Below are 21,765 nucleotides of genomic sequence, written 5' to 3'. Positions count from 1 at the left end.
GCCGTCCCGCAGACTTACCGTCGTGACGTCCGACATCGCGCCCCCGGCACCTCCTGCCCAGACGGCCCCGCCGCGCCTGCACTACGCCTGGCTCGTCGCGGCCGTCGCATTCCTCGCCCTCGTGGGAGCCGCCAGCTTCCGGGCGGCGCCCTCGATCCTGATCGACCCCCTGCACGAGGACTTCGGCTGGTCACGGGCGAGCATCTCGTCCGCCGTGTCGATCAACCTGGTGCTCTACGGGCTGACGTCGCCGTTCGCGGCGGCGCTCATGGAACGCTTCGGCATGCGCCGGGTGGTCACCGCCGCGCTGGTCCTGGTGTCCGCCGGCAGCGGACTGACCGTCTTCATGACCGCCACCTGGCAACTCGTACTGCTGTGGGGTGTGCTCGTCGGTCTCGGTACCGGCTCGATGGCGCTCGCCTTCGTCGCCACCGTCGTCGACCGCTGGTTCGTCGCCCGCCGCGGCCTCGTCACCGGCATCCTCACCGCGGGCAGCGCCGCCGGACAGCTGGTGTTCCTGCCGATCCTCGCGATGGTCGCCGAGCACTACAACTGGCAGACCGTGGCGCTGACGGTGTCGTTCGCCGCCCTCGCCGTCGTGCCGCTGGTGCTCGTGTTCCTGCGCAACCGGCCGTCGGACGTCGGGACGGTCCCGTACGGCGCCGGGCCCGACTACGTCGCGGAACCACCCGCCCCGACCGGTCGCGGCGGCGCCGCTGGCCGGGCCGTGACGGTGCTGCTGTCGGCGGCGCGGACCCGGGTGTTCTGGTTGCTGGCCGGCACGTTCGCGATCTGCGGGGCCAGCACCAACGGACTCGTCGGCACCCACTTCGTCCCGGCCGCGCACGACCACGGCATGCCGGTGACGGCGGCGGCGACCCTGCTGGCGGTGATCGGGATCTTCGACGTGATCGGCACCATCGCGTCGGGCTGGTTCACCGATCGGTTCGATTCACGCAAGCTCCTCGGCATCTACTACGTGCTGCGCGGGATCTCGCTGATGCTGCTGCCGATCCTGTTCGCGAACACCGTGCACCCGCCGATGATCGCGTTCGTCATCTTCTACGGCCTCGACTGGGTGGCGACCGTGCCCCCGACCGTCGCGCTGTGCCGCAAACACTTCGGCGGCGACGCCCCCATCGTGTTCGGCTGGGTGCTGGCGTCCCACCAGATCGGCGCCGGCCTGGTGGCGTTCCTCGCGGGACTGGTGCGCGACCAGTTCGGCGGCTACGACGCCGCGTTCTACGTCGCGGGCGGGCTGTGCGCGATCGCGGCCGTGATGTCTCTGGCCATCGTCGCGAAACCCCGCACGGTGGCGTCCGGGATCGGCTGACCTGCGCCGAAACCACTCCCCGGAACGCTCCCGGTTCCTAAGATCGGTACATGGCAGCTCAGCGCGCGTCGGACGAAGTCATTGACCGCTCCAAGATCGAGAATCGGGCTCCGTCGGTAGCCGCACTGTTCGTGGATCGGGTGGCCCACTCGCCCGGTCGCGAAGCGTTCCGATACGTCGACCCGGACGACCCGACCATGTGGGCCAGCGTCACCTGGTCCGAGGCGGGCGACCGGGTGCGCAACCTCGCGGCCGGTCTCATCGTCCTCGGTGTGCAGGCCGAACAGCGCGTCGCGCTGGCCTCCGCCACCCGCTACGAATGGGTGCTCGCCGACCTGGCCGTGATGTGCGCAGGCGCGGCCACCACCACCGTGTATCCCACCACCACGGCCGCCGACGTCGCCTACATCGTCGCCAACTCCGGCAGCCGCGTCGTCTTCGCCGAGGACGACGCGCAGCTCGCCAAGCTGCGCGAGAACCGCAGCGAACTCGGCGACGTCGAGAAGGTCGTCCTGATCGACGGCACCCCCGGAGACGACGACTGGGTCATCACGTTCGACCAGCTACACGACCTCGGCGAAGAACTGCTGGCCGAGACACCCGACGCCGTGCACGACCGGATCGAGGCGATCGACCCCGACGACCTCGCCACCCTGATCTACACGTCGGGCACCACCGGCAGGCCGAAGGGTGTGCGACTGTCGCACTCCGCGTGGACGTACGAGGCCGCAGCGATCGACGCCACCGGCATCCTCGACGCCGACGACCTGCAATACCTCTGGCTCCCGCTGTCCCACGTGTTCGGAAAGGTCCTGCTCACGCTGCCGCTGCAGATCGGTTTCGCGACGGCGGTCGACGGTCGCGTCGACAAGATCGTCGAGAACCTCGCGGTCGTCCAACCCACGTTCATGGGCGCCGCCCCCCGCATCTTCGAGAAGGCGTACGCGCGGATCGTCTCCACCGTCCGAGCGGAGGGCGGGCCGAAGGAGAAGATCTTCGACTGGGCCATCGGCGTCGGCCTGCGGGTGTCGAAGGCGAAGCAGGCCGGCAAGGGCCCGTCGCTGCTCGACTCGGTGCAGCACGCCGTCGCGGATCGGCTGGTGTACAGCACGATTCGCGAACGCTTCGGCGGACGCCTGAAGTTCTTCATCTCCGGATCCGCGGCACTCAATCGTGATGTCGCGCAATGGTTCGACGCCGTCGGCATCGTCGTCCTCGAAGGGTACGGACTGTCCGAGACCAGTGCCGCCTCGTTCGTCAACCGCCCGTCGGCGTACCAGTTCGGCACCGTTGGCTGGCCCATCCCGGGCACCGAGACCCGGATCGCCGACGACGGCGAAATCCTCATCAAGGGTCCGGGCGTCATGAGCGGGTACCACGAGAACCCCGAAGCCACAGCCGAAGCGCTCACCGACGAGGGCTGGTTCCACACCGGCGACATCGGCGAACTCGACGACAAGGGCTACCTGCGGATCACCGACCGCAAGAAGGACATGTTCAAGACGTCCAACGGCAAATACGTCGCACCGTCCGCGCTGGCGGCCACGTTCAAGGGCATCTGCCCCTACGTCGGTGAACTCATCGTCGACGGCGAAGGGAAGTCGTACTGCGTCGCCCTGATCTCCCTCGACGCCGAATCGATCGAAGAATGGGCGAAGAACAACAACCTGGGCGGCAAATCTCTCGCCGAGATCGCCAACGCCCAGGAGACCCGCAACCTGATCGGCGGCTACGTCGAGGAACTCAACGCGGGACTGAACCGGTGGGAACAGATCAAGAAGTTCCGCATCCTCGAACGGGAACTCACCGTCGAGAACGGCGAGATCACCCCGAGCATGAAACTCAAGCGCAAGGTCGTGATGACCAACTTCTCCGGCGAACTGGAAAATCTCTACACCTGAGTTGACCCTCACGCGACGTAAGGCTGCACGGTAGAGGACGTGAGCGAGAAACACACGGTCGGCGTGGTCGCCAGACTGGTCGGAGTGAGTGTGCGCACCCTGCACCACTACGACGAGATCGGCCTGGTGACCCCGTCCGACCGCACCCCCGGTGGGTACCGCAGCTATTCGGACGCCGACGTGGAACGTCTGCACCGCGTACTGACGTACCGCGAACTGGGATTCCCCCTCGAGGAGATCGCAGCCCTCCTCGACGACCCGGACGTCGATGCCCTCGCGCATCTACAGCGACAGCACGCGTTGCTGAGCGAACGGATCGATCGCTTACACGAGATGGCTGCAGCCGTGGAGAAGATGATGGAGGCGAAAAGCATGGGCATTCAACTCACCCCCGAAGAGCAGAACGACATCTTCGGCGACAACTGGCCGGGCGAGGAGTACGCGGCCGAGGCCGAGGAGCGGTGGGGCGACACAGACGCGTGGAAGCAGTCCCAGAAGCGCACCGCGAAGATGAGCAAGGACGACTGGAAACGCATCAAGGCCGAGGGCGACGCGGTCGAAGCCGCACTCGCACAGGCGATGACCGACGGCGTCGAACCCGGATCCGATCGGGCCAACGCACTCGCCGAGCAGCACCGCGCCGGCATCGAGCGGTTCTACGACTGCGATCACGCGATGCAGGTGAACCTCGCCGAGATGTACCTCGCCGACGACCGCTTCCGCAGGCACTACGACGACGTCGCCCCGGGCCTGGCGCAGTACGTGCGGGACGTCATCGTCGCGAATGCGGAAAAGCAGTAGCACTATCCTGAAATGCATGTCCGATTCGCAGCGTCCCAGTCCCAGTCAGTACGTCGGGTATCTGTTCGGTCGGACGCTGCCGGATTCGATGCAGGACTGGGTCCGCAACGACCTCGTCGGGCCGGGCGCCTCGGTGCGGTACGTCCTCCGTTTCATGCTTCCCGTCGCGGCGGTGCTGGCGTTGTTCCTCCTCATCCCCGGTCCGATCTGGATTCCGCTGGCGATGATGGCCCTGCTGCTGCTCCCGCTGCTCTACTTTGCGGTCGCGCTGATGAACATCTACCGTCGCCACCGTCTGCTCAGCCACGGCCTCGATCCGGACCTCGTCGGCGAGAAAGCGCAGCGCCGCGCCGACCGCACACGCGAGGACTACGAACGCCGCCACGGCCGCACCGAGGACCGGTAGCAGCAGCGTGACGCATCACACCCTCTCGTCGAGAGTGATGCAGCGCACGTGAACGATCGATAAGTAATGCGTTAAAGTGGCGGCGTCCGAGTGGGTACTCCCACGAACCGCGTACCCCACAGGGTTCAGCGCAGGTTCCGACAGCCTCGACGGGAAGAGCAGTCATAGATGACAGTCACAGATTCGGCGGTCACGCCCGATATTCACACGACGGCGGGAAAGCTCGCCGACCTGCGTAATCGTCAGGCCGAGGCGCAGCACCCGAGCGGTGAAGCCGCGGTCGACAAGGTCCACGCCAAGGGCAAGCTCACCGCCCGCGAACGCATCACCGCCCTGCTCGACGAGGGCTCCTTCGTCGAACTCGACGCCCTCGCCCGCCACCGCTCGGTGAACTTCGGCCTCGCCGACAACCGCCCCGTCGGCGACGGCGTCGTCACCGGCTACGGCACCGTCGACGGCCGCGACGTCTGCGTGTTCTCCCAGGACGCCACCGTCTTCGGCGGCTCCCTCGGCGAAATCTACGGCGAAAAAATCGTCAAGGTCATGGACCTCGCCCTCAAAACCGGGCGCCCCCTGATCGGCATCAACGAAGGCGCCGGCGCCCGCATCCAGGAAGGCGTCGTCTCCCTCGGCCTCTACGGCGAAATCTTCCACCGCAACGTCCAGGCCTCCGGCGTCATCCCCCAGATCTCCCTGATCATGGGCCCCGCCGCCGGCGGCCACGTCTACTCCCCCGCCCTGACCGACTTCGTCGTCATGGTCGACCAGACCTCCCAGATGTTCGTCACCGGCCCCGACGTCATCAAGACCGTCACCGGCGAAGACGTCACCATGGAAGACCTCGGTGGCGCGCACACCCACATGGTCAAGTCCGGCGTCGCCCACTACGTCGCCTCCGGCGAACAGGACGCCCTCGACTACGTCAAGGACCTCCTCTCCTACCTGCCGTCGAACAATCAGGCCGCCGCCCCCCGGATGCTGCCCACCGACCCGATCACCGGCGCCATCGAGGACTCCCTCACCGCCGAGGACCTCGAACTCGACACCCTGATCCCGGACTCGGCGAACCAGCCCTACGACATGCACGAGGTCATCCGCCGCATCCTCGACGACGACGAATTCCTCGAGGTCCAGGCCGAACGCGCCGGCAACATCGTCGTCGGCTTCGGCCGCGTCGACGGCCGCTCCGTCGGCATCGTCGCGAACCAGCCCACCGTCTTCGCCGGCTGCCTCGACATCGACGCCTCCGAAAAAGCCGCCCGCTTCGTGCGCACCTGCGACGCGTTCAACGTCCCGATCATCACCCTCGTCGACGTCCCCGGCTTCCTGCCCGGCACCGACCAGGAATACAACGGCATCATCCGCCGCGGCGCCAAACTGCTCTACGCCTACGGCGAGGCCACCGTCGGCAAGATCACCGTCATCACCCGCAAGGCCTACGGCGGCGCCTACGACGTGATGGGCTCCAAGCACATGGGCGCCGACGTCAACCTGGCCTGGCCCACCGCCCAGATCGCCGTGATGGGCGCCTCCGGCGCCGTCGGGTTCGTCTACCGCAAACGCCTGCTCGAGGCCGCCAAGAACGGTGACGACGTCGATGCGCTGCGCCTGCAACTGCAACAGGAGTACGAGGACACCCTCGTCAACCCGTACGTCGCCGCCGAACGCGGCTACGTCGACGCCGTCATCCCCCCGTCCCACACCCGCGGGCAGATCGTGGCCGCCCTGCGCCTGCTCGAACGCAAAATGGTCACCCTCCCGCCCAAGAAGCATGGGAACATCCCGCTATGAGCGGCGGCGAATCATTCGGCACCTTGACCGCGGAACTGGCGGTCGACGAGGTGCTCGACGAGATCGCGCTGGGCTCCGGCATCGCCGAAGAGCCGCCGGCGGCGCCGGCCGTGACGTTCTCGGGCAACCCGAGCGACACGGACATCGCCGCGGTGCTCGCAGTGTTCGCTGCGATCGCCTCGTCCGGTTCCGCGGCGGAAACGCCCGCGTCCGATGACGATTCGTGGGGCACCCCCGCCCTCATTCTGCGCCGGCAAGTAGCCGCCGCTGCCGTCCTGGTCAACGCAGGCTACTGAAACTGTAGAAAAGGGAAGACATTTCGATGAGTAGTGCACGTATTTCCAAGGTGCTCGTCGCGAACCGCGGTGAGATCGCAGTGCGGGTGATCCGGGCCGCCGCCGATGCCGGCCTGGCCAGCGTCGCCGTCTACGCCGAACCCGACGCCGACGCCCCGTTCGTGCGCCTGGCCGACGAAGCCTTCGCCCTCGGCGGACAGACCTCCGCCGAGTCCTACCTGGTGTTCGACAAAATTTTGGACGCCGCCGCCAAGTCCGGTGCCGACGCCATCCACCCCGGCTACGGCTTCCTCTCCGAAAACGCCGACTTCGCCCAGGCCGTGATCGACGCCGGCCTGATCTGGATCGGCCCCTCCCCACAATCGATCCGCGACCTCGGCGACAAGGTCACCGCCCGCCACATCGCCGAAAAGGCGAAGGCCCCGATGGCCGCCGGCACCAAGGACCCCGTCAAAAACGCCGACGAGGTCGTCGCCTTCGCGAAGGAATACGGCGTCCCCGTCGCCATCAAGGCCGCCTTCGGCGGCGGCGGCCGCGGCATGAAGGTCGCGCACACCATCGAGGAAATCCCCGAACTGTTCGACTCCGCCACCCGCGAGGCCGTCGCCGCGTTCGGCCGCGGCGAATGCTTCGTCGAACAGTATCTGGACAAGGCCCGGCACGTCGAAGCGCAGGTCATCGCCGACCAGCACGGCAACGTCATCGTCGCCGGCACCCGCGACTGCTCCCTGCAGCGCCGCTTCCAGAAACTCGTCGAGGAGGCCCCCGCCCCGTTCCTCACCGACGACCAACGCAACCGCATCCACAGCTCCGCCAAGGCCATCTGCAAGGAGGCCGGCTACTACGGCGCCGGCACCGTCGAATACCTCGTCCAGGGCGACACCGTCTCCTTCCTCGAGGTCAACACCCGCCTGCAGGTCGAACACCCCGTCACCGAGGAAACCGCCGGCATCGACCTGGTGCTGCAGCAGTTCAAGATCGCCAACGGCGACCAGCTCGACATCCTCGAGGACCCCACCCCCCGCGGCCACGCCTTCGAGTTCCGCATCAACGGTGAGGACGCCGGCCGCGGCTTCCTGCCCGCCCCCGGACCGGTCACCAAGTTCGTGCCCCCCACCGGCCCCGGCGTCCGGATGGACTCCGGCGTCGAAACCGGATCGGTGATCGGCGGCCAGTTCGACTCCATGCTCGCCAAGCTGATCGTCACCGGCGCCACCCGCGACGAGGCGTTGGCCCGGGCCCGCCGCGCCCTCGCCGAATTCCAGGTCGAAGGCCTGGCCACCGTCATCCCGTTCCACCGGGCCATCGTCTCCGACCCCGCCTTCATCGGCGACGGCACCTCATTCGACGTCTACACCAAGTGGATCGAAACCGAATGGGACAACCAGATCGAACCCTTCACCGGCGCAGCCCCGCTCGACGACGAGGACACCCTGCCCCGGCAGAACGTCGTCGTCGAGGTCGGCGGCCGCCGCGTCGAGGTGTCGCTGCCCGGCCAGTTCACCCTCGGCACCGGCGGCGCCCCGGCCGGGGCGGCCCGTAAGAAGCCCAAGGCCCGCACCCGCGGCGGCGCCGCCGGCGGCGCCGCATCCGGTGACGCCGTCACCGCCCCCATGCAGGGCACCGTCGTCAAGGTCGCCGTCGAAGAAGGACAGCAAGTCGAAGAGGGCGACCTCATCGCCGTCCTCGAGGCCATGAAAATGGAAAACCCCGTCAACGCCCACAAGGCCGGCACCGTCACCGGCCTCGCCGTCGAACCCGGCTCCGCCATCACCCAGGGCACCGTCCTCGCCGAGCTCAAGTAGCTCGTGAGTACTTGTTAACCGCCCGCGGTTAACAAGTACTCACGGGTGGCGGCCGTGCATGGCGGTCGTCACCCGGGCCGCGGCGTCGCGGACCAGTTCACCGATTTCCGCCGTGCGCACCCCCGACATCGGCCGGGACGCATCGGCGACGCACAGCACGACCGCCGGTTCGCCGTCGCGGTCGAACGCCGCCGCGTTGATCGACAGCGGCTGGTAGCTGCCCTCCGGGTCGATGTCACCGACCACCGCATCCGCCGACAGCAGTTTGCGCGCCTCCCGCAGCGCGACGGTCGAGCGGTGCCCTCCCACTCCGCGACCGCGCAGTTCCGACACCGCGTCCGCCAGCGAATGCTGTTGCTGCTGCATGCATTCCATCGCGTATCCGCGCTCCCGAACGAGCGCGAGAGCCGGCTCGTACGTCGCGCGCAGCACGTCCACGTCGACACCCAGGCTCTGCCCGCCGAGGGCATACCACTCGTCGCGCTGCTCCTGCGGATACCAGGCCGCGATCCCCGAACCGATCGGCGGCACCAGCAGCACCTTGTCGCCGAGGCGCAACCCGAGGGTTCCCCGGCGCCCGCCGACCGGTTGCACCACCTCCGCCACCACCACGTCGCTTCCCGATTGCACGAACGCGATGGACGCCATGTCGGACGCGTCGGCCAGTTCGTGCATCACCGACCGCGCGAGATCGACGACGTCCGTGGCTGCCTCCGCTGCCCGCCCGACCGGGATCAGCGCGGGACCGAGTCGGTAGGTCTTGCGGGTGGGGTGCCGAATCAGCCAGCCGGCCTCGGTCAGTGCGACGACCATCGGATAGCAGGTGGCCTTCGCGACGCCGAGGTGCCGGGCGATGTCGGCGAGGCTCCGGGGCGTCTCCGGCTCGTCGGCGAGGAGTTCCGTCAGCATCACGATGCGGTCGGTCTGGGGTGAATTTCGTGCCATGTGTTTGCATAATGCCACTCTGGTGTCGCACTGTGACAGGGGATACAGTCGAGCCATCTGAACGATCGCTAAATTGCCTGGCCATCTGTCACAGCCGCTGCAGGAAGTGAAACTCATGAAACGCTTCGACCTACGTCGCCGGACCGACCGCCTCGACCCCGAGACGCAGTACGAAGAGATCGCCCGGATTCTCGCAACGCAGGAATTTCCCTGGGACATCAACCAAGCCCTCAGCTTCGCGCTGTTCCGGACATACGCGGTGCCCACCATCGGCAGGCTGCTGTTCGAGACCGGCGAATTCACCGAACGCGTGCAGAAACGCTACGACGACACCGGCCTGATCCTCGACGCGGTCCTCGAAAACGGCCTCACCAGCGACCCCGGCCGCGCCGGCATCCGACGGATGAACCAGATGCACGGCTCCTACGACATCTCCAACGACGACATGCGGTACGTCCTGTCGACGTTCGTGGTGATCCCGGAGCGCTGGATCGAGGACTTCGGCTGGCGGAAGCTCACCCGCAACGAGATCGTCGGTACCACCAACTACTACCGTGCGCTCGGCAAGTACATGGGCATCAAGGAGATTCCCGAGACCTTCGAGGCGTTCGAGAAGTTCCTGGACGACTACGAGCGGGAACACTTCCTCTTCGACTCGGGCGGCCGCGCCGTCGCCGACTCCACGCTCGACCTCCTCTGCACGTTCCCCCCGAACAATCTCGCACCCGCCGCCCTGATCAAACGGTTCTCCTGGGCCCTGATGGACGATCCGCTTCTCGACGCGTTCGCCTACCGTCGGCCGTCCCGCCTCGCGCGGACGCTGTCCCGGGGTGCGCTGAAGGCCCGCGCCCGGCTCGTCCGGTTCTATCCCGTGCGCACCGTGCCCAAGTTCGCTCGCGACCTGCCCAATATTCGCAGCTACCCGAACGGGTACGAAGTGGAGAAACTGGGCACCTTCCCCCGAACCTGCCCCGTGCAGCACACCAACGGTACGGTCGCGCCGGAAAACACCGCATCCCGAACCGCTTTGGACGCCTGATCGACGTAAAACCGTGTGTTCGAACTATTCTCGGACACACGGCGAATGGGGATGGGTAACTCCCGGTTCTGCCGTAACGTGGCTGCGCGTAGCGACCGTCGACAGGAAGGGATTTTGTGAACTTCTCGCGAGGGACCCTGACCATTGCCGCACTGGCAGGAGCGGCCTCACTCGCTCTGGCCCCCACGGCAACCGCCGCCACCACCTACCAGATCACCGTCATTCCGCCGATCGGCACCGTCCGCGCCAACAATCTGGTGACGCTCGGCGCGCTGGTCACCCCCACCCCGACGGGGACGGACGGATCCACCCCGGTCGAGCTGGAACTCACCGACCCCTCCGGCGACGTGACCGCGCGGTCGATCCCCCTCACCCTGGGCGCCGGGACGGCCGCGATCCGGACCCACGAGGCCGGCCGCTACACCGCCGTCTTCACGTTCGCCCCACCGAACGGCGAGCCGACCGACACGACCGCGCAGTTCGACGTCGTCGCGTCATCGGGTCTGGGGAGCTGACGACCGCACCCTGCCGGGGCGCACCGCCGGTCAGACGTCGGCGGTGCGCCTCTTCTTCGGCTTGACGGGAAGCTCGGTGGAGCCGACCGTCTTCATGGCGATCTCGACATACTTGCGGGCCACGGCGTCCGGGGTCAGCTTGCCCTCGGCGTGATACCAGCGCGGAATCGACTGGCACATACCGAGAAGCGCCCGCGTCGTCTCCGCGGCATCCGCAACGTCGAACAGCTCCCGCTTCTTGCCTTCCTTGACGATCTCGAGGACCAGCTCCTCCACACCCTTGCGGACGGTGCGGTACCGCTGCCGGTTCTCCGGGCTGAGGTACCGGACCTCGCTCTCGAGTGCCGCCAGCCGGGACCTCATGGTCATCCGCAGCACGATCGCCTCGATGACATTGGCGAGCCGTTGCACCGGATCGTCGCCGCCGTCGGCGCTCGCGGCGTGGGCCCGCTCGAGGACGTCGCTGGTGGACAGCTCGAGAAGCGCGAGGAGAACAGCTTCCTTGTTCTCGTGGTGGTAGTAGAGAGCGGGTACCGTGACACCGACTCGGCGGGCGATGTCGCGCACCGAGGTGCCGTGGAAGCCGTGTTCGTAGAACGCGTCGAGGGAGGCGCTGAGGATCGGCGTCAACTTCGTGGGTTCGAGGCGGCGCCAGTCTGCCGCGTTGCCGACCTCGATGGGCGGCGTCGCACCCTTGGATGAGCTGACCATCAAAGACCTATCTACCGCTCGCTATGCCAGGACGGGTCAAGTGTAGCTGTAAAGGTAGTCGGCGAAGGTCCGCGGCGGGCGCCCGGTGAGCGCCTCGACGTCGCCCGTCACCACCGCCAACTCGCCGGCCGCGATCGCTGCGTACGAGGTCACCCACCCTGCGACCTCGAATTCCGGCGCCCCGTAGTGGGCCCGGGACGCGTACGCCTCCTCCAGGGTCTCGTTCTCGAAACGCACCGAACGTCCGGTCACCCTCGTGATCGTCTCCGCGGCCTCGGTGAGGGTGAACGCGTCCGGTCCCGTCAGTCGGTAGGTGACGCCGTCGTGGTCGCCGTTACCGGTGGTGAGGACGGCCGTCACGGCGTCGGCGACGTCGTCGGGAGCCACCGCGCTCACCCGGCCGTCCCCGGCGGGTCCCCGGATGACTCCCTGATCGTCGGCCATCAGCGGGATCATCGACTGATACCAGCTGTCCTGCAGGAACGTGAACTTCAGGCCGCTCTCCCGGATGTGCTGCTCTGTGAAGTAGTGGTCGCGGCCGAACGTGAACGTGCACTCGGGCGCCGCACCCAGAAACGACAGGTAGACGATCCGCTCCACCCCGGCGGCACGGGCCGCGTCCACGGTGGTGCGGTGCTCTTCGCGCCGGGTCGCGCTCTCGTGACCCGAGACGAGGAACAGCAACCGGACGCCGTCCAGCGCGGCCGTCATCGCCGGACCGTCGGCGTAGGTGGCCAGGGCGAACCCGGAGTCGAAATGCTCGGCCAGTGGCCCCAGCCGCTGCGCGTTCCGCCCGATCAGCCGCACACCGGCGCCGCCGCCGAGCCGCTCGAGCACCTTGCCGCCGATGGACCCGGTGGCTCCTGTCACTGCGATGGTCATGGCCCGAATTCTTCCAGCGCCGGCCCTCTATCCTGGCGCGTATGACTGAACCCGTGGCAACCGCTGACCTGGCAGACGAGATCGGACCCGACATCCGGAGCTGCGACACGCAGTTCATCCAGTTCGGCGGCCGTGAAGTGTTCTCCGGCCCCATCACCACCATCAAATGCTTCCAGGACAACCTGCTGGTCAAGCAGACCCTCGGCGAGCCCGGCAACGGCGGCGTCCTCGTGGTCGACGGCGACGCCAGCATCCACACCGCCCTGGTCGGCGACATCATCGCCGGCCGCGGCGTCGACAACGGCTGGGCCGGCGTGATCGTCAACGGCGCGGTCCGCGACTCGGCGATCCTGAAGACCCTGGACATCGGCGTCAAGGCACTCGGCACCAACCCCCGCAAGAGCACCCAGACCGGCTCCGGTGAGAAGAATGTCCCGATCGAGATCGGCGGCGTGACGTTCAACCCCGGCGAGACCGTGTACAGCGATCAGGACGGCGTCGTCGTCCGCTGATCCCGCCGGGAACCTGAGCGGCGGGATCGGTCCCCATCGGGACCGACCCGCCGCGAGGCGTGCCGGACCGGCCCCGACGCGCTCGAATGTGCCTGTCTCGCGTCGGGTTCCGTCGCCGAGGCACTGTTCCTGCAGCGGTTCTCGACCGCGATCCGTCAGGACTGAGAACTCACCCGAGCCGTCATCCCACCGATCTCCACGACGTCCCCGTCCCGCAACTGCCGACCCCGCCGCACCTCGACCTCACCGTTCACCGACACGAGTCCGTCGGCGATCACTTCCTTCGCCTCGGCCCCCGACTCGATGAGGTTGGCGAGCTTCAGGAATTGGCCGAGACGTATGGATTCGTCGCGGATCGGCACGGCGTCGTGAATGTCGGACATGCCTCTATCTTCCCTCTTCACCCAAATCGCGGCCCAACGGCTCACACTGAACACTGGAACATCTGTCTCCCGTGATCGGTACGTATCTCTTGCCGGGAAGGAAACGCTCGATGTCAGCTAGCACCGAGACACACCACGCGTCCGAGGCCGACCTCACCGCACCACGGCCCCGACCCGCACTCGGCTCGAAGAATGGGCGCCTGCACCAGGTTCCCCACATCGCGGGACTGATCCTGGGCGTCTTCTCGGTGCTCGTATTCCTGTGGAGCATCTCGCCGGTACTGCGCTACTACGTGCACGTGCCGCGGGAGTACGTCGACACCTACTACTTCGACGCTCCCGACACCAGCCTGTCGTGGGCGCTGGTGGTCGCGCTGCTCGCGGCGGCGCTGGCGAGCCGCAAGCGCATCGCCTGGTGGCTGCTGACGATCTATCTGACTCTGATCCTGATCACCAACGTGATCGTGAGCATCACCGACCGGAACGTGAACGCGATGGTCGCCGCCGTGGTCCAGGTGGTGCTGATCGGAATCCTGATCGCGGCCCGGCCCGAGTTCTACACCCGGGTCCGGCGCGGCGCAGGCTGGAAAGCGCTGGGCGTGCTCATCGTCGGACTCGCCATCGGCACCCTCATCGGGTGGGGACTCGTCGAACTGTTCCCCGGCACGCTGCCGCAGGGCGAGCGTTTCCTGTGGGCGCTCAACCGCGTGACCGCGCTCGCCGCCGCCGACAACGAACAGTTCAGCGGTCGACCACACGGATTCGTCAACACCCTCCTCGGCCTGTTCGGCGCGATCGCCCTCCTCGCCGCCGTCATCACCCTGTTCCGCGCCCAGCGCTCCCACAACGCGCTCACCGGCAACGACGAATCGGCGTTGCGCGGACTGCTGTTGCAGTACGGCGCCGACGACTCCCTCGGCTACTTCGCCACCCGCCGCGACAAGGCCGTCGTGTTCGCCCCCAGCGGGAAAGCGGCCATCACGTACCGTGTCGAACTGGGCGTGTGCCTGGCCAGTGGCGATCCGATCGGCGATCCGGAGGCGTGGCCGCACGCGATCGAGGCGTGGCAGGCGCTCGCGTCCCAATACGGTTGGGCCACCGCCGTGATGGGCGCCAGCGAGACCGGGGCCACCGCCTACAACAAGGCCGGTCTCACCGTCCTCCAACTCGGCGACGAAGCGATCCTCCGCACCCGCGAGTTCAACCTCAGCGGACGCGACATGCGGCAGGTCCGCCAGGCCGTCACCCGCGTCCGCCGCCAGGGCGTCACCGTCCGGATCCGCAGGCACCGCGACGTTCCCCCCGAGGAGATGGCCGAGGCCATCCGGCTCGCGGACGCGTGGCGCGACACCGAGACCGAGCGCGGCTTCTCGATGGCTCTCGGCCGGCTCGGTGACCGCCTCGACGGCGACTGCCTGCTCGTGGAGGCCATCGCCGAGGACGGCGAAATCGACGGCATCCTGTCGCTGGTTCCGTGGGGGCCCACGGGCGTCTCCCTCGACCTGATGCGCCGCAAGCCGACCTCCCCCAACGGCGTGGTCGAGCTGATGGTGTCCGAACTGGCCACCACCTCCGACCAATTCGGCATCACCAGGGTGTCGCTGAACTTCGCGGTATTCCGCTCGGTCTTCGAGGAGGGTTCCCGCATCGGGGCCGGGCCCATCCTGCGGATCTGGCGCTCGATCCTCGTGTTCTTCTCCCGCTGGTGGCAACTCGAGGCGCTCTACCGGTCCAACGTGAAGTACCAGCCGGAGTGGGTGCCGCGGTTCCTCTGCTTCGAGGACAACCGGCAATTGCTGCGCGTCGGCTTCGCCTCGGCCGTCGCGGAAGGATTCGTGACGCTGCCCCGGTTCGGCCGTTCCGGAACCCACGACGCCATCGCGCACACCGGCCACCACGCCTCGGTTCCCGCCGCACTCGTCGCCGCCGAGGGACTGCACTCCGACGGCAGCGCACCCGGCGAGGGCCTCGCGCCGACGGCGACCGGACCGAAACGTCCCGAGCAGGTCCGCGTCCGGCTCGACAAGTTGGCCGGTCTCGCGGAACAGGGCATCGACCCGTACCCGGTCGCGTATCCGCCCTCCCACACGGTGACCGAGGCCGTGGAGTCGCCGGAGGGGACCACCGTCCGCATCGCCGGCCGCCTGCTCCGGATCCGCGACTACGGCGGCGTCGTGTTCGCCGTGGTCCGGGACTGGTCCGGCGACATCCAGATCCTCGTCGACGAGGCACGGGTGGGTACCGATCGAATCCGGGCGTTCGCCGCCGAATTCGACCTCGGTGACCTCGTCGAGGTCGCCGGCGTCATCGGATACAGCCGTCGTGGTGCGCTGTCGCTGCTCGCGAACGAGTGGCGCATGACCGGCAAGTGCCTGCACCCCCTGCCCGACAAGTGGAAAGGCCTGTCCGACCCGGAAACCCGGGTGCGGCAGCGGTACGTGGACCTCGCCATCAACTCCGACGCCCGCCGCCTGCTCGAGGCCCGCAGCGCCGTCGTGAAGTCGCTGCGCGATTCGCTCGGCGGCCGCGGCTTCCTCGAGGTGGAGACCCCGATCCTGCAGCAGGTGCACGGCGGAGCCAACGCGGCCCCGTTCCTCACCCACATCAACGCCTACAACCTGGATCTGTACCTGCGGATCGCGCCGGAGTTGTACCTCAAGCGGCTGTGCGTCGCAGGCATGGAGAAGGTGTTCGAGATCGGCCGCGTCTTCCGCAACGAGGGCGTCGATTTCAAGCACAACCCGGAATTCACGATCCTCGAGGCGTACGAGGCGCACAGCGACTACGAGAAGATGATGGTCCTGTGCCGGGAGCTCATCCAGACGGCGGCGGTCGCGGCGTACGGGCGCGAGATCATCATGCGGCCGGGCCCCGACGGCGCGCTGGTGGAGGTCGACATCTCCGGCGAATGGCCCGTCAAGACGATGCACCAGGCCGTCGCCGAGAAACTCGGCGTCGACGTCTCCCCCGAGACGCCGCTCGCGGAACTGCAGCGACTGTGCGACGAACACGAGATCCCGTACCAGTCGGCGTGGGACGCCGGCGCCGTGGCGCAGGAAATGTACGAGCACCTGGTGGAGGACTACACCGAGTTTCCCACGTTCTACACCAACTTCCCGACGTCGATGTCACCGCTGACGCGGCCGCATCCCACGATCCCGGGGGTCGCCGCGAAGTGGGACCTCGTCGCGTGGGGCATCGAACTCGGCACCGCGTACAGCGAACTCACCGACCCGGTGGATCAGCGGAACCGGCTCACCGAGCAGTCGATGCTCGCGGCCGGCGGCGACGAGGAGGCGATGGAACTCGACGAGGACTTCCTGCAGGCCCTCGAGCACGCCATGCCCCCGACCGGTGGGCTCGGCATGGGCGTCGACCGGGTGGTCATGCTCATCACCGGCGGCAGCATCCGCGAAACCCTCGCCTTCCCCCTGGCCAAGCCGAGGCAATGACCGCCCGTGGCCGGGTGGCCGTCGCGGCTCTGCTGATCCTCGGCGCCGTGGGCTACGCGTCGTGGCTGCTCGAATTCGTCCTCGACACCGGCATCGATCCGCTGCGGGGGTTCGCGAGCGAACTCGCCGCCGCGGACCAGCCCTACGGATTCTGGTTCCGCACCGGCGACCTGCTGACCGGATGTATCGTCGCCGTGGCCGGGGTCCTCGGACTGTCGCGGTACTCGCAGGGCTGGGTGACGGCCGTCGGGTGGATCGCTCTGATCGTGTTCGCATTCGCGACCGTCGCGGATTCGCGCCTGCCGATGAGTTGCGCGGCCACCAACGACCCCGTCTGCGCCGCGCGTGAGGCCGGCGGACACCTGCCCCTCACCCATGATCTACACGCCATGACCAGCGCGTCCGCGTCGACGGGAGCCGTGGTGTCGTGCCTCTCGTTCCTGTTGGCCGCGTTCCGCTACCGCTGGCCGACGTGGTTGAAAATTACCGGCGTGGCCGTGGCGACGGTGTTCGTCGGGGGCACGGTGTGGACCCTGACGGCCGCCGGGTTGCGCGGCCAACAGGACGCCTGGCTCGGACTCGGCCAGCGCGTCCAGTTGCTCGCGTTTTGCGGCTGGCTGATCTTCGTGGCGCTCAGCGTGATTCACGTCACCCCGGAAAGGGATGGTTCCACGTGAAACGTCCTGGGGAAATGGTGGTGGGAGTGCATGTGGTCGTCGACGGCGACGGCCCACCCGTCGTCCTCTACGGCGGCCTCGGCGGGAACTGGTTCGACTGGGACGAGGTAGTGACACTGCTGTCCGGGACCTGCCTCGTCGTACGGATCGATCGACCCGGATACGGACTCAGTCCCCCCTCCGGCGATCGGCCGTCCGCTCGTGGCGAGGCCGACAGAATCGCCGGCGTCCTCGACGCGCTTCGGGTGACCACCCCGGCCGTGCTCGTCGGCCACTCGCTCGGCGGCATCTACGTCGAGGCGTTCGCGCGGCTGTACCCCGAGCGAACCGGCGGCGTGATCCTGCTGGACGCCACCGTCACCACCCGTCCGCACCGCGTGATCCCGACCCGGTGGCGCGTCACGGCAGGCCGGCGGGTGGCCCGGGCGGCCAGCGCGGTGGGACTGCAGAAACTCCTCGGCCCCACGGTCCGCCGGATCCTGAACCATTCGACACCGCCCGACGGGTTCGCCCCGGACACTCGCCAGTGGGTCGAGCGGATCTACCGCGAACCCGCCTACCTCGAATCCTCGATCGTCGAGAACGCGTCGTACCCGGCGCTGGCCCAGGAACTGGCCGCACTGCGCGAGACCACGACGATCACGGCGCCCGTCGTCGTGGCCGCCGCCCACACCGGCCGCACGACGCCCTGGGGGTCGGCGTGGATCCGCACGCAAAGGCAGTTCGCGCAATTCCTGGGCGCCGCGTTCCGCGTCGTGCGACCCGCGCACCACCACGCGATGATCGATCAGCCCGGCCAGATCGCGGCGTTGGTGCGGGAGCTGGCAAGCTGAGCTGCGTGCAACTGCTATTGATCCGCCACGCGCTGCCCGAGCTCGTCACCACGTCCGGCGGGCGCGCAGACCCCGCACTGACCGAGGAAGGTCACGCGCAGGCCAAGCGGCTGCCCGCCGCGCTGGCCCCGTACCGCATCGCCCGGATCGTGAGCAGCCCGCAACGCCGCGCACTCGAGACGGCGGCGCCGGTCGCCGAGGCGCTCAACCTTCCCGTCACCGAGTACGTCGGGCTCGCGGAATACGACTACGACCTCGACCACTACATCCCGTTCCACGAGGCGGAGGCACGCGCGCCGGAGGCCTACGCCCGCATCCGGGCAGGCGAGTTCCCGAAGTCCGTCGACGCCGACGCGTTCCGCACCAGGGTGTTCGAATCCCTCGGCCGCATCGTCGAGGAGTCCGGTCACGAGGACACCGTCGCGGTGTTCGCCCACGGCGGCGTCATCAACGTGTTCCTGCAGGAGCTTCTCGGCCTCGACCGGCCCCTCGTGTTCCCGATCGAATACGTGTCCGTGACGCGGGTACTCGTCTCCCGCAGCGGTGAGCGACGGGTGGCGTCGGTCAACGAGACCGGCCACGTCCGGGACATGCTGCGTCGGTAGAACCCGCTCCGATCCGCTAGAGGCCGGGAATCCGGGGCAGCGGAGGAAGCGGCGGGGGCGGCGGGAGGGTCGGCAGCTGAATCTGCGGCAGACCGGGAATGAGGGGTCGCGGGGCGGGGGCCGGTGCGGGCGCAGGTACCGGCACGCTCGCCTCCTGCTGGGCCGGCTCCGGAATCGACACCGCGGCCGGCGGTGGCGCCGCCGGTGACGGCGCGGGCGACGGTGACGTCTCCTCGGCGCTCGGCTGAGTGGCGACCGGACGTGCGTCACCGTCGGAGCTCTGGCTACCACCGAAGCCGAGACCGAGACCGATCACGGCGACGACGGCCAGCGCACCGCCTGCCAGCGCACCACCGCGGATCACGGGTTTGGCGAACCTCTCGGCGCCGCCGCGGTCCGAAGAGTCCGCGCGGTCCTGTGCCAGCAGCGCAGCGCCTTCCGCGGCCACCAGTTCGGGCTGCACCGGCACGATCACGGGGAGCGCGAGCCACGATTCCATCAGGGACGCGACCAGCGGGATATGCGCGCCGCCCCCGATCAGAACCACCGCGTCGGCACCACGCCCGGACGATTCGATCACCTCGCGGGCCAGACGCGCCGACGCCTCGACGGGACGGACGATGAGCGAATCGAGATTGTCCTGCGAGAGCAGCAGCAGACCGCCGTCGCCGGGTACGCAGACCGCGGTGTTGGTCGACAGTTCCTCCTTGGCCCGCCGGCAGCGTTCGGTGAGCGCCCAATCCGCGGCCTCGTCGACCGGGTGGGCAATGCGTTCCTGCTCGAGCTGGTGGTCGCGGATCAAGCGATCGATGCCGTCGCCGCTGATCTCGTCGGTACGCGCCGACGAGAGCACCGCACCGGTGAATCGGTCGACCACGGTGACGGTGAGGCCGGAACTGCCGAGGTCGTAGAACACGAGCGTCGAATGGTCGCCGAGCTGTCCCGACGCCTCGAGCATCCAGAGCGCCGCAGTCACTTCCGGGACCAGATGGCAGTCGATCGCGGCCTCCACGGCAGCGGCCTGCGCCTCGTCCCGATACGCGACACCGAAGACCTGCACGTCGTCGTCGGCGGAGCGCTCGGCCATCACCGTTTCGATGGAGTCGGCAACCAGCAATTCCGGTTGGGTGTGGGCCGAATCCACGGGAAATGACCGGAATACGGCCCCCTCGTCGTCCGGGTACGCCACGCGCACCGCGCTGGCACCGACGGATACACCGAGAACTGAAACCATGGAAAGACTATAACGGTTTGGTCACGACAGGCGTGCCGGGGCCTCACTGCGACCGCCGTCGTTATTCGGCTCAGAGCCCGGGGATCCGCGGCAATTCCAGTGGTGCGGGCGGCGGAATCGTCGGCATCTGGAACTGCGGCAGACCCGGGATCAGCGGAGCGGGTTCCGTCGTCGTCGGCGGAGCCGACGTGTCGGTCGGCGCGACACTCTGCGTATCGGGGGCGACCGGCACCTGCGTCGGACTCTGCGTCCGCGTCTGCGTCCGTGGCTGATACGTGCTGCGCACCTCGGTCTGCGGCGGGATCACCGGCTGCTCGTCGACGACCGACGGAGCCGCCTCCACCGGCGGGGGCACTTCCGCGGTCGTCGTGGACTGCGGCGGTGCGGCCTGTTGCGCGGCGGGCGCCTCCGTCGTCGCCTGTGTGACGGCCGGCTGGGCGTCCTCCTCCGAACCCTGCAGAAGGTCGGTGCCGAAGCCGAGTCCGAGACCGACCGCGGCGACCACGGCAACGCCGGCGAGGACGAGGCCACGACGCTTCCGGGCCGGTGCGATCGCCTCGTCCGAGTACGAGTGCGAGGACGAATGCCACAGGGCCTGCGTCTCGGGTTCCAGCTCCAGCTCAGGTTCGTGCTCCGGCACCGGCTGGGGCAGGGGTGCCACGAACTCGTCGAACGTCGGGATCGCCAGCAGGGCCGCACCCTCCGCCGCCACCAATTCGGGTTGCGCGGGGACGATCACGGGAAGATCGAGCCAGGACTCCATCACCGACGCGACCAACGGAATGTGCGCGCCGCCGCCGATCAGCACCGCGGCGTCGGGGGCGCGTCCCGATCGGCGGATGACCTCGCGGGTGAGGCGCGCCGAGGTCTCGACGGGGCCCACGATGAGCGAATCGAAGCTGTCCTGCGACAGGAGCAGCAGACCGCCCTCGCCCGGCATGCACACCGCGCCGTTCGTGGACAGCTGCTCTTTCGCGTCGCGGCACCGCGCGGCGAGCGCGAAGGCGGCCGCAGCGTCGGCGGGATGCGCGAAGCGGTGCAGTTCGAGTTGGTTGTCGCAGATCAGCCGGTCGACGAGGTCGCCGCTGATCTGATCCGAGCGCGCACTGCTGAGCACCATGCCGGTGTCGCGGTCGAGGACGGTGACGGTGAGACCCGAACTGCCGAGGTCGTAGAACACGAGCGTCGAGTGGTCGCCGAGTTCCCCGGACATCTCCAGCATCTGCAGCGCGGCCGTGACTTCGGGGACCAGTTGGAAGTTGCCGATCTGCAGTCGGGCCATCGCAGCCTGCATGGCACCGGCCTGCGCGTCGTCCTGGTACGCGACGCCGATGGCCTCCACCACGTCGGTCTCGTCCCGCTCGGCGAGCACCGTCCCGATGGATTCGGCGGCGAGCTCCGCCGGCCGTTCGAGTGTTGCGGTCACCGACCGCGATTGGAAGGTCGGGGTTTCGAGGCTCACGGCGTCGTGGCACGCGAAGCGCACCGCGCTGGCGCCGACGGATACACCGAGAACTGAAGTCATGCCGCCGACTATAACGGTTCGGTTACGGGTCTCGCGCAGGGAGGAGTTCGGAGGCCACGTCAGGCGGGTTTTCGACGTACTCCTGTGACGCACATCGTATTCCCGGCGACCCGTCGGCG

General features: G+C 68.2%; 20 protein-coding genes. 14 read left to right on the top strand and 6 right to left on the bottom strand.

Annotation, left to right across the window (positions count from 1 at the left end):
• Positions 1–22: 22 nt before the first annotated feature.
• The 7 genes from JWS14_RS20185 to JWS14_RS20155 all read left to right on the top strand — a co-directional run bounded on the left by JWS14_RS20185 (position 23) and on the right by JWS14_RS20155 (position 8,333).
• Positions 23–1,333 carry an MFS transporter gene (locus tag JWS14_RS20185; protein ID WP_072943829.1) on the top strand — a complete coding sequence of 437 codons (1,311 nt, stop codon included), beginning with the start codon at positions 23–25 and terminating at the stop codon, positions 1,331–1,333.
• Positions 1,334–1,383: 50 nt separating this feature from the next.
• Complete coding sequence (locus JWS14_RS20180) at positions 1,384–3,234, top strand: AMP-dependent synthetase/ligase (RefSeq protein ID WP_206014170.1); 1,851 nt, start codon at positions 1,384–1,386, stop codon at positions 3,232–3,234.
• A 39-nt stretch (positions 3,235–3,273) separates the two neighbouring features.
• Positions 3,274–4,035, top strand: a complete 762-nt coding sequence (locus JWS14_RS20175; protein WP_206014169.1) for a MerR family transcriptional regulator — start codon at positions 3,274–3,276, stop codon at positions 4,033–4,035.
• A gap of 16 nt (positions 4,036–4,051) precedes the next feature.
• Positions 4,052–4,441, top strand: coding sequence for a DUF5313 family protein (locus tag JWS14_RS20170; RefSeq protein WP_072943834.1), 390 nt, complete (start codon positions 4,052–4,054; stop codon positions 4,439–4,441).
• Positions 4,442–4,609: 168 nt separating this feature from the next.
• Positions 4,610–6,232, top strand: coding sequence for an acyl-CoA carboxylase subunit beta (locus JWS14_RS20165; RefSeq protein ID WP_095865491.1), 1,623 nt, complete (start codon positions 4,610–4,612; stop codon positions 6,230–6,232).
• Positions 6,229–6,528 (top strand): acyl-CoA carboxylase subunit epsilon, encoded by a 300-nt coding sequence (locus JWS14_RS20160; protein WP_095865490.1) that lies wholly within the window; start codon positions 6,229–6,231, stop codon positions 6,526–6,528. Before JWS14_RS20165 ends, JWS14_RS20160 begins: the two co-directional genes overlap by 4 nt.
• Before the next feature lie 26 nt (positions 6,529–6,554).
• Positions 6,555–8,333, top strand: coding sequence for an acetyl/propionyl/methylcrotonyl-CoA carboxylase subunit alpha (locus JWS14_RS20155; protein ID WP_206014168.1), 1,779 nt, complete (start codon positions 6,555–6,557; stop codon positions 8,331–8,333).
• A 39-nt stretch (positions 8,334–8,372) separates the two neighbouring features.
• On the opposite strand, the gene JWS14_RS20150 is transcribed toward JWS14_RS20155, so the two are convergent.
• Positions 8,373–9,278: an IclR family transcriptional regulator gene (locus JWS14_RS20150; protein ID WP_072942838.1), complete on the bottom strand. Its 906-nt coding sequence runs from the start codon at positions 9,276–9,278 to the stop codon at positions 8,373–8,375.
• A gap of 115 nt (positions 9,279–9,393) precedes the next feature.
• Between JWS14_RS20150 and JWS14_RS20145 the strand changes: the two genes are divergently transcribed.
• Positions 9,394–10,317 (top strand): oxygenase MpaB family protein, encoded by a 924-nt coding sequence (locus JWS14_RS20145; protein WP_095865488.1) that lies wholly within the window; start codon positions 9,394–9,396, stop codon positions 10,315–10,317.
• Positions 10,318–10,433: 116 nt separating this feature from the next.
• Positions 10,434–10,832 carry a hypothetical protein gene (locus JWS14_RS20140; protein ID WP_095865487.1) on the top strand — a complete coding sequence of 133 codons (399 nt, stop codon included), beginning with the start codon at positions 10,434–10,436 and terminating at the stop codon, positions 10,830–10,832.
• Positions 10,833–10,862: 30 nt separating this feature from the next.
• Here the strand turns inward: JWS14_RS20140 and JWS14_RS20135 are convergent, their stop codons facing one another.
• Both JWS14_RS20135 and JWS14_RS20130 read right to left on the bottom strand, forming a co-directional pair.
• Positions 10,863–11,543, bottom strand: a complete 681-nt coding sequence (locus JWS14_RS20135; protein WP_072942833.1) for a TetR/AcrR family transcriptional regulator — start codon at positions 11,541–11,543, stop codon at positions 10,863–10,865.
• Positions 11,544–11,579: 36 nt separating this feature from the next.
• Entirely contained in the window at positions 11,580–12,425 is an 846-nt protein-coding gene (locus JWS14_RS20130; protein WP_206014167.1) for an SDR family oxidoreductase, read from the bottom strand.
• A gap of 41 nt (positions 12,426–12,466) precedes the next feature.
• On the opposite strand from JWS14_RS20130, the gene rraA reads away from it, so the two are divergent.
• Entirely contained in the window at positions 12,467–12,937 is a 471-nt protein-coding gene (gene rraA, locus JWS14_RS20125) for a ribonuclease E activity regulator RraA (protein ID WP_005563989.1), read from the top strand.
• 155 nt (positions 12,938–13,092) lie between these two features.
• Here the strand turns inward: rraA and JWS14_RS20120 are convergent, their stop codons facing one another.
• The gene (locus tag JWS14_RS20120) at positions 13,093–13,320 is read right to left on the bottom strand and encodes an RNA-binding S4 domain-containing protein (RefSeq protein ID WP_005263380.1); all 228 of its coding nucleotides are present in this window, start codon (positions 13,318–13,320) and stop codon (positions 13,093–13,095) included.
• A gap of 110 nt (positions 13,321–13,430) precedes the next feature.
• On the opposite strand from JWS14_RS20120, the gene lysX reads away from it, so the two are divergent.
• From lysX to JWS14_RS20100, 4 genes are read left to right on the top strand one after another with little or no spacing between them, the layout of a single operon-like run.
• Positions 13,431–16,772, top strand: coding sequence for a bifunctional lysylphosphatidylglycerol synthetase/lysine--tRNA ligase LysX (lysX, locus tag JWS14_RS20115; protein ID WP_206014166.1), 3,342 nt, complete (start codon positions 13,431–13,433; stop codon positions 16,770–16,772).
• The gene (locus tag JWS14_RS20110; RefSeq protein ID WP_206014165.1) at positions 16,769–17,449 is read left to right on the top strand and encodes a DUF998 domain-containing protein; all 681 of its coding nucleotides are present in this window, start codon (positions 16,769–16,771) and stop codon (positions 17,447–17,449) included. The genes lysX and JWS14_RS20110 overlap by 4 nt, the downstream gene beginning before the upstream one ends.
• Positions 17,450–17,463: 14 nt before the next feature.
• Positions 17,464–18,282, top strand: a complete 819-nt coding sequence (locus JWS14_RS20105) for an alpha/beta fold hydrolase (RefSeq protein WP_206016124.1) — start codon at positions 17,464–17,466, stop codon at positions 18,280–18,282.
• Between the two features lie 5 nt (positions 18,283–18,287).
• Positions 18,288–18,887, top strand: a complete 600-nt coding sequence (locus JWS14_RS20100) for a histidine phosphatase family protein (RefSeq protein ID WP_095865482.1) — start codon at positions 18,288–18,290, stop codon at positions 18,885–18,887.
• Positions 18,888–18,903: 16 nt separating this feature from the next.
• Here the strand turns inward: JWS14_RS20100 and JWS14_RS20095 are convergent, their stop codons facing one another.
• Both JWS14_RS20095 and JWS14_RS20090 read right to left on the bottom strand, forming a co-directional pair.
• Positions 18,904–20,121 (bottom strand): DUF7159 family protein, encoded by a 1,218-nt coding sequence (locus JWS14_RS20095; RefSeq protein ID WP_206014164.1) that lies wholly within the window; start codon positions 20,119–20,121, stop codon positions 18,904–18,906.
• A gap of 70 nt (positions 20,122–20,191) precedes the next feature.
• Positions 20,192–21,646 (bottom strand): DUF7159 family protein, encoded by a 1,455-nt coding sequence (locus JWS14_RS20090; protein ID WP_206014163.1) that lies wholly within the window; start codon positions 21,644–21,646, stop codon positions 20,192–20,194.
• Between the last annotated feature and the right edge of the window lie 119 nt (positions 21,647–21,765).

This window comes from Rhodococcus koreensis, assembly GCF_017068375.1.
GTDB lineage: Bacteria > Actinomycetota > Actinomycetes > Mycobacteriales > Mycobacteriaceae > Rhodococcus_F > Rhodococcus_F koreensis.
Note: the sequence above shows the minus strand (reverse complement) of the source record. Positions and strands in the feature narration are given on the sequence as shown.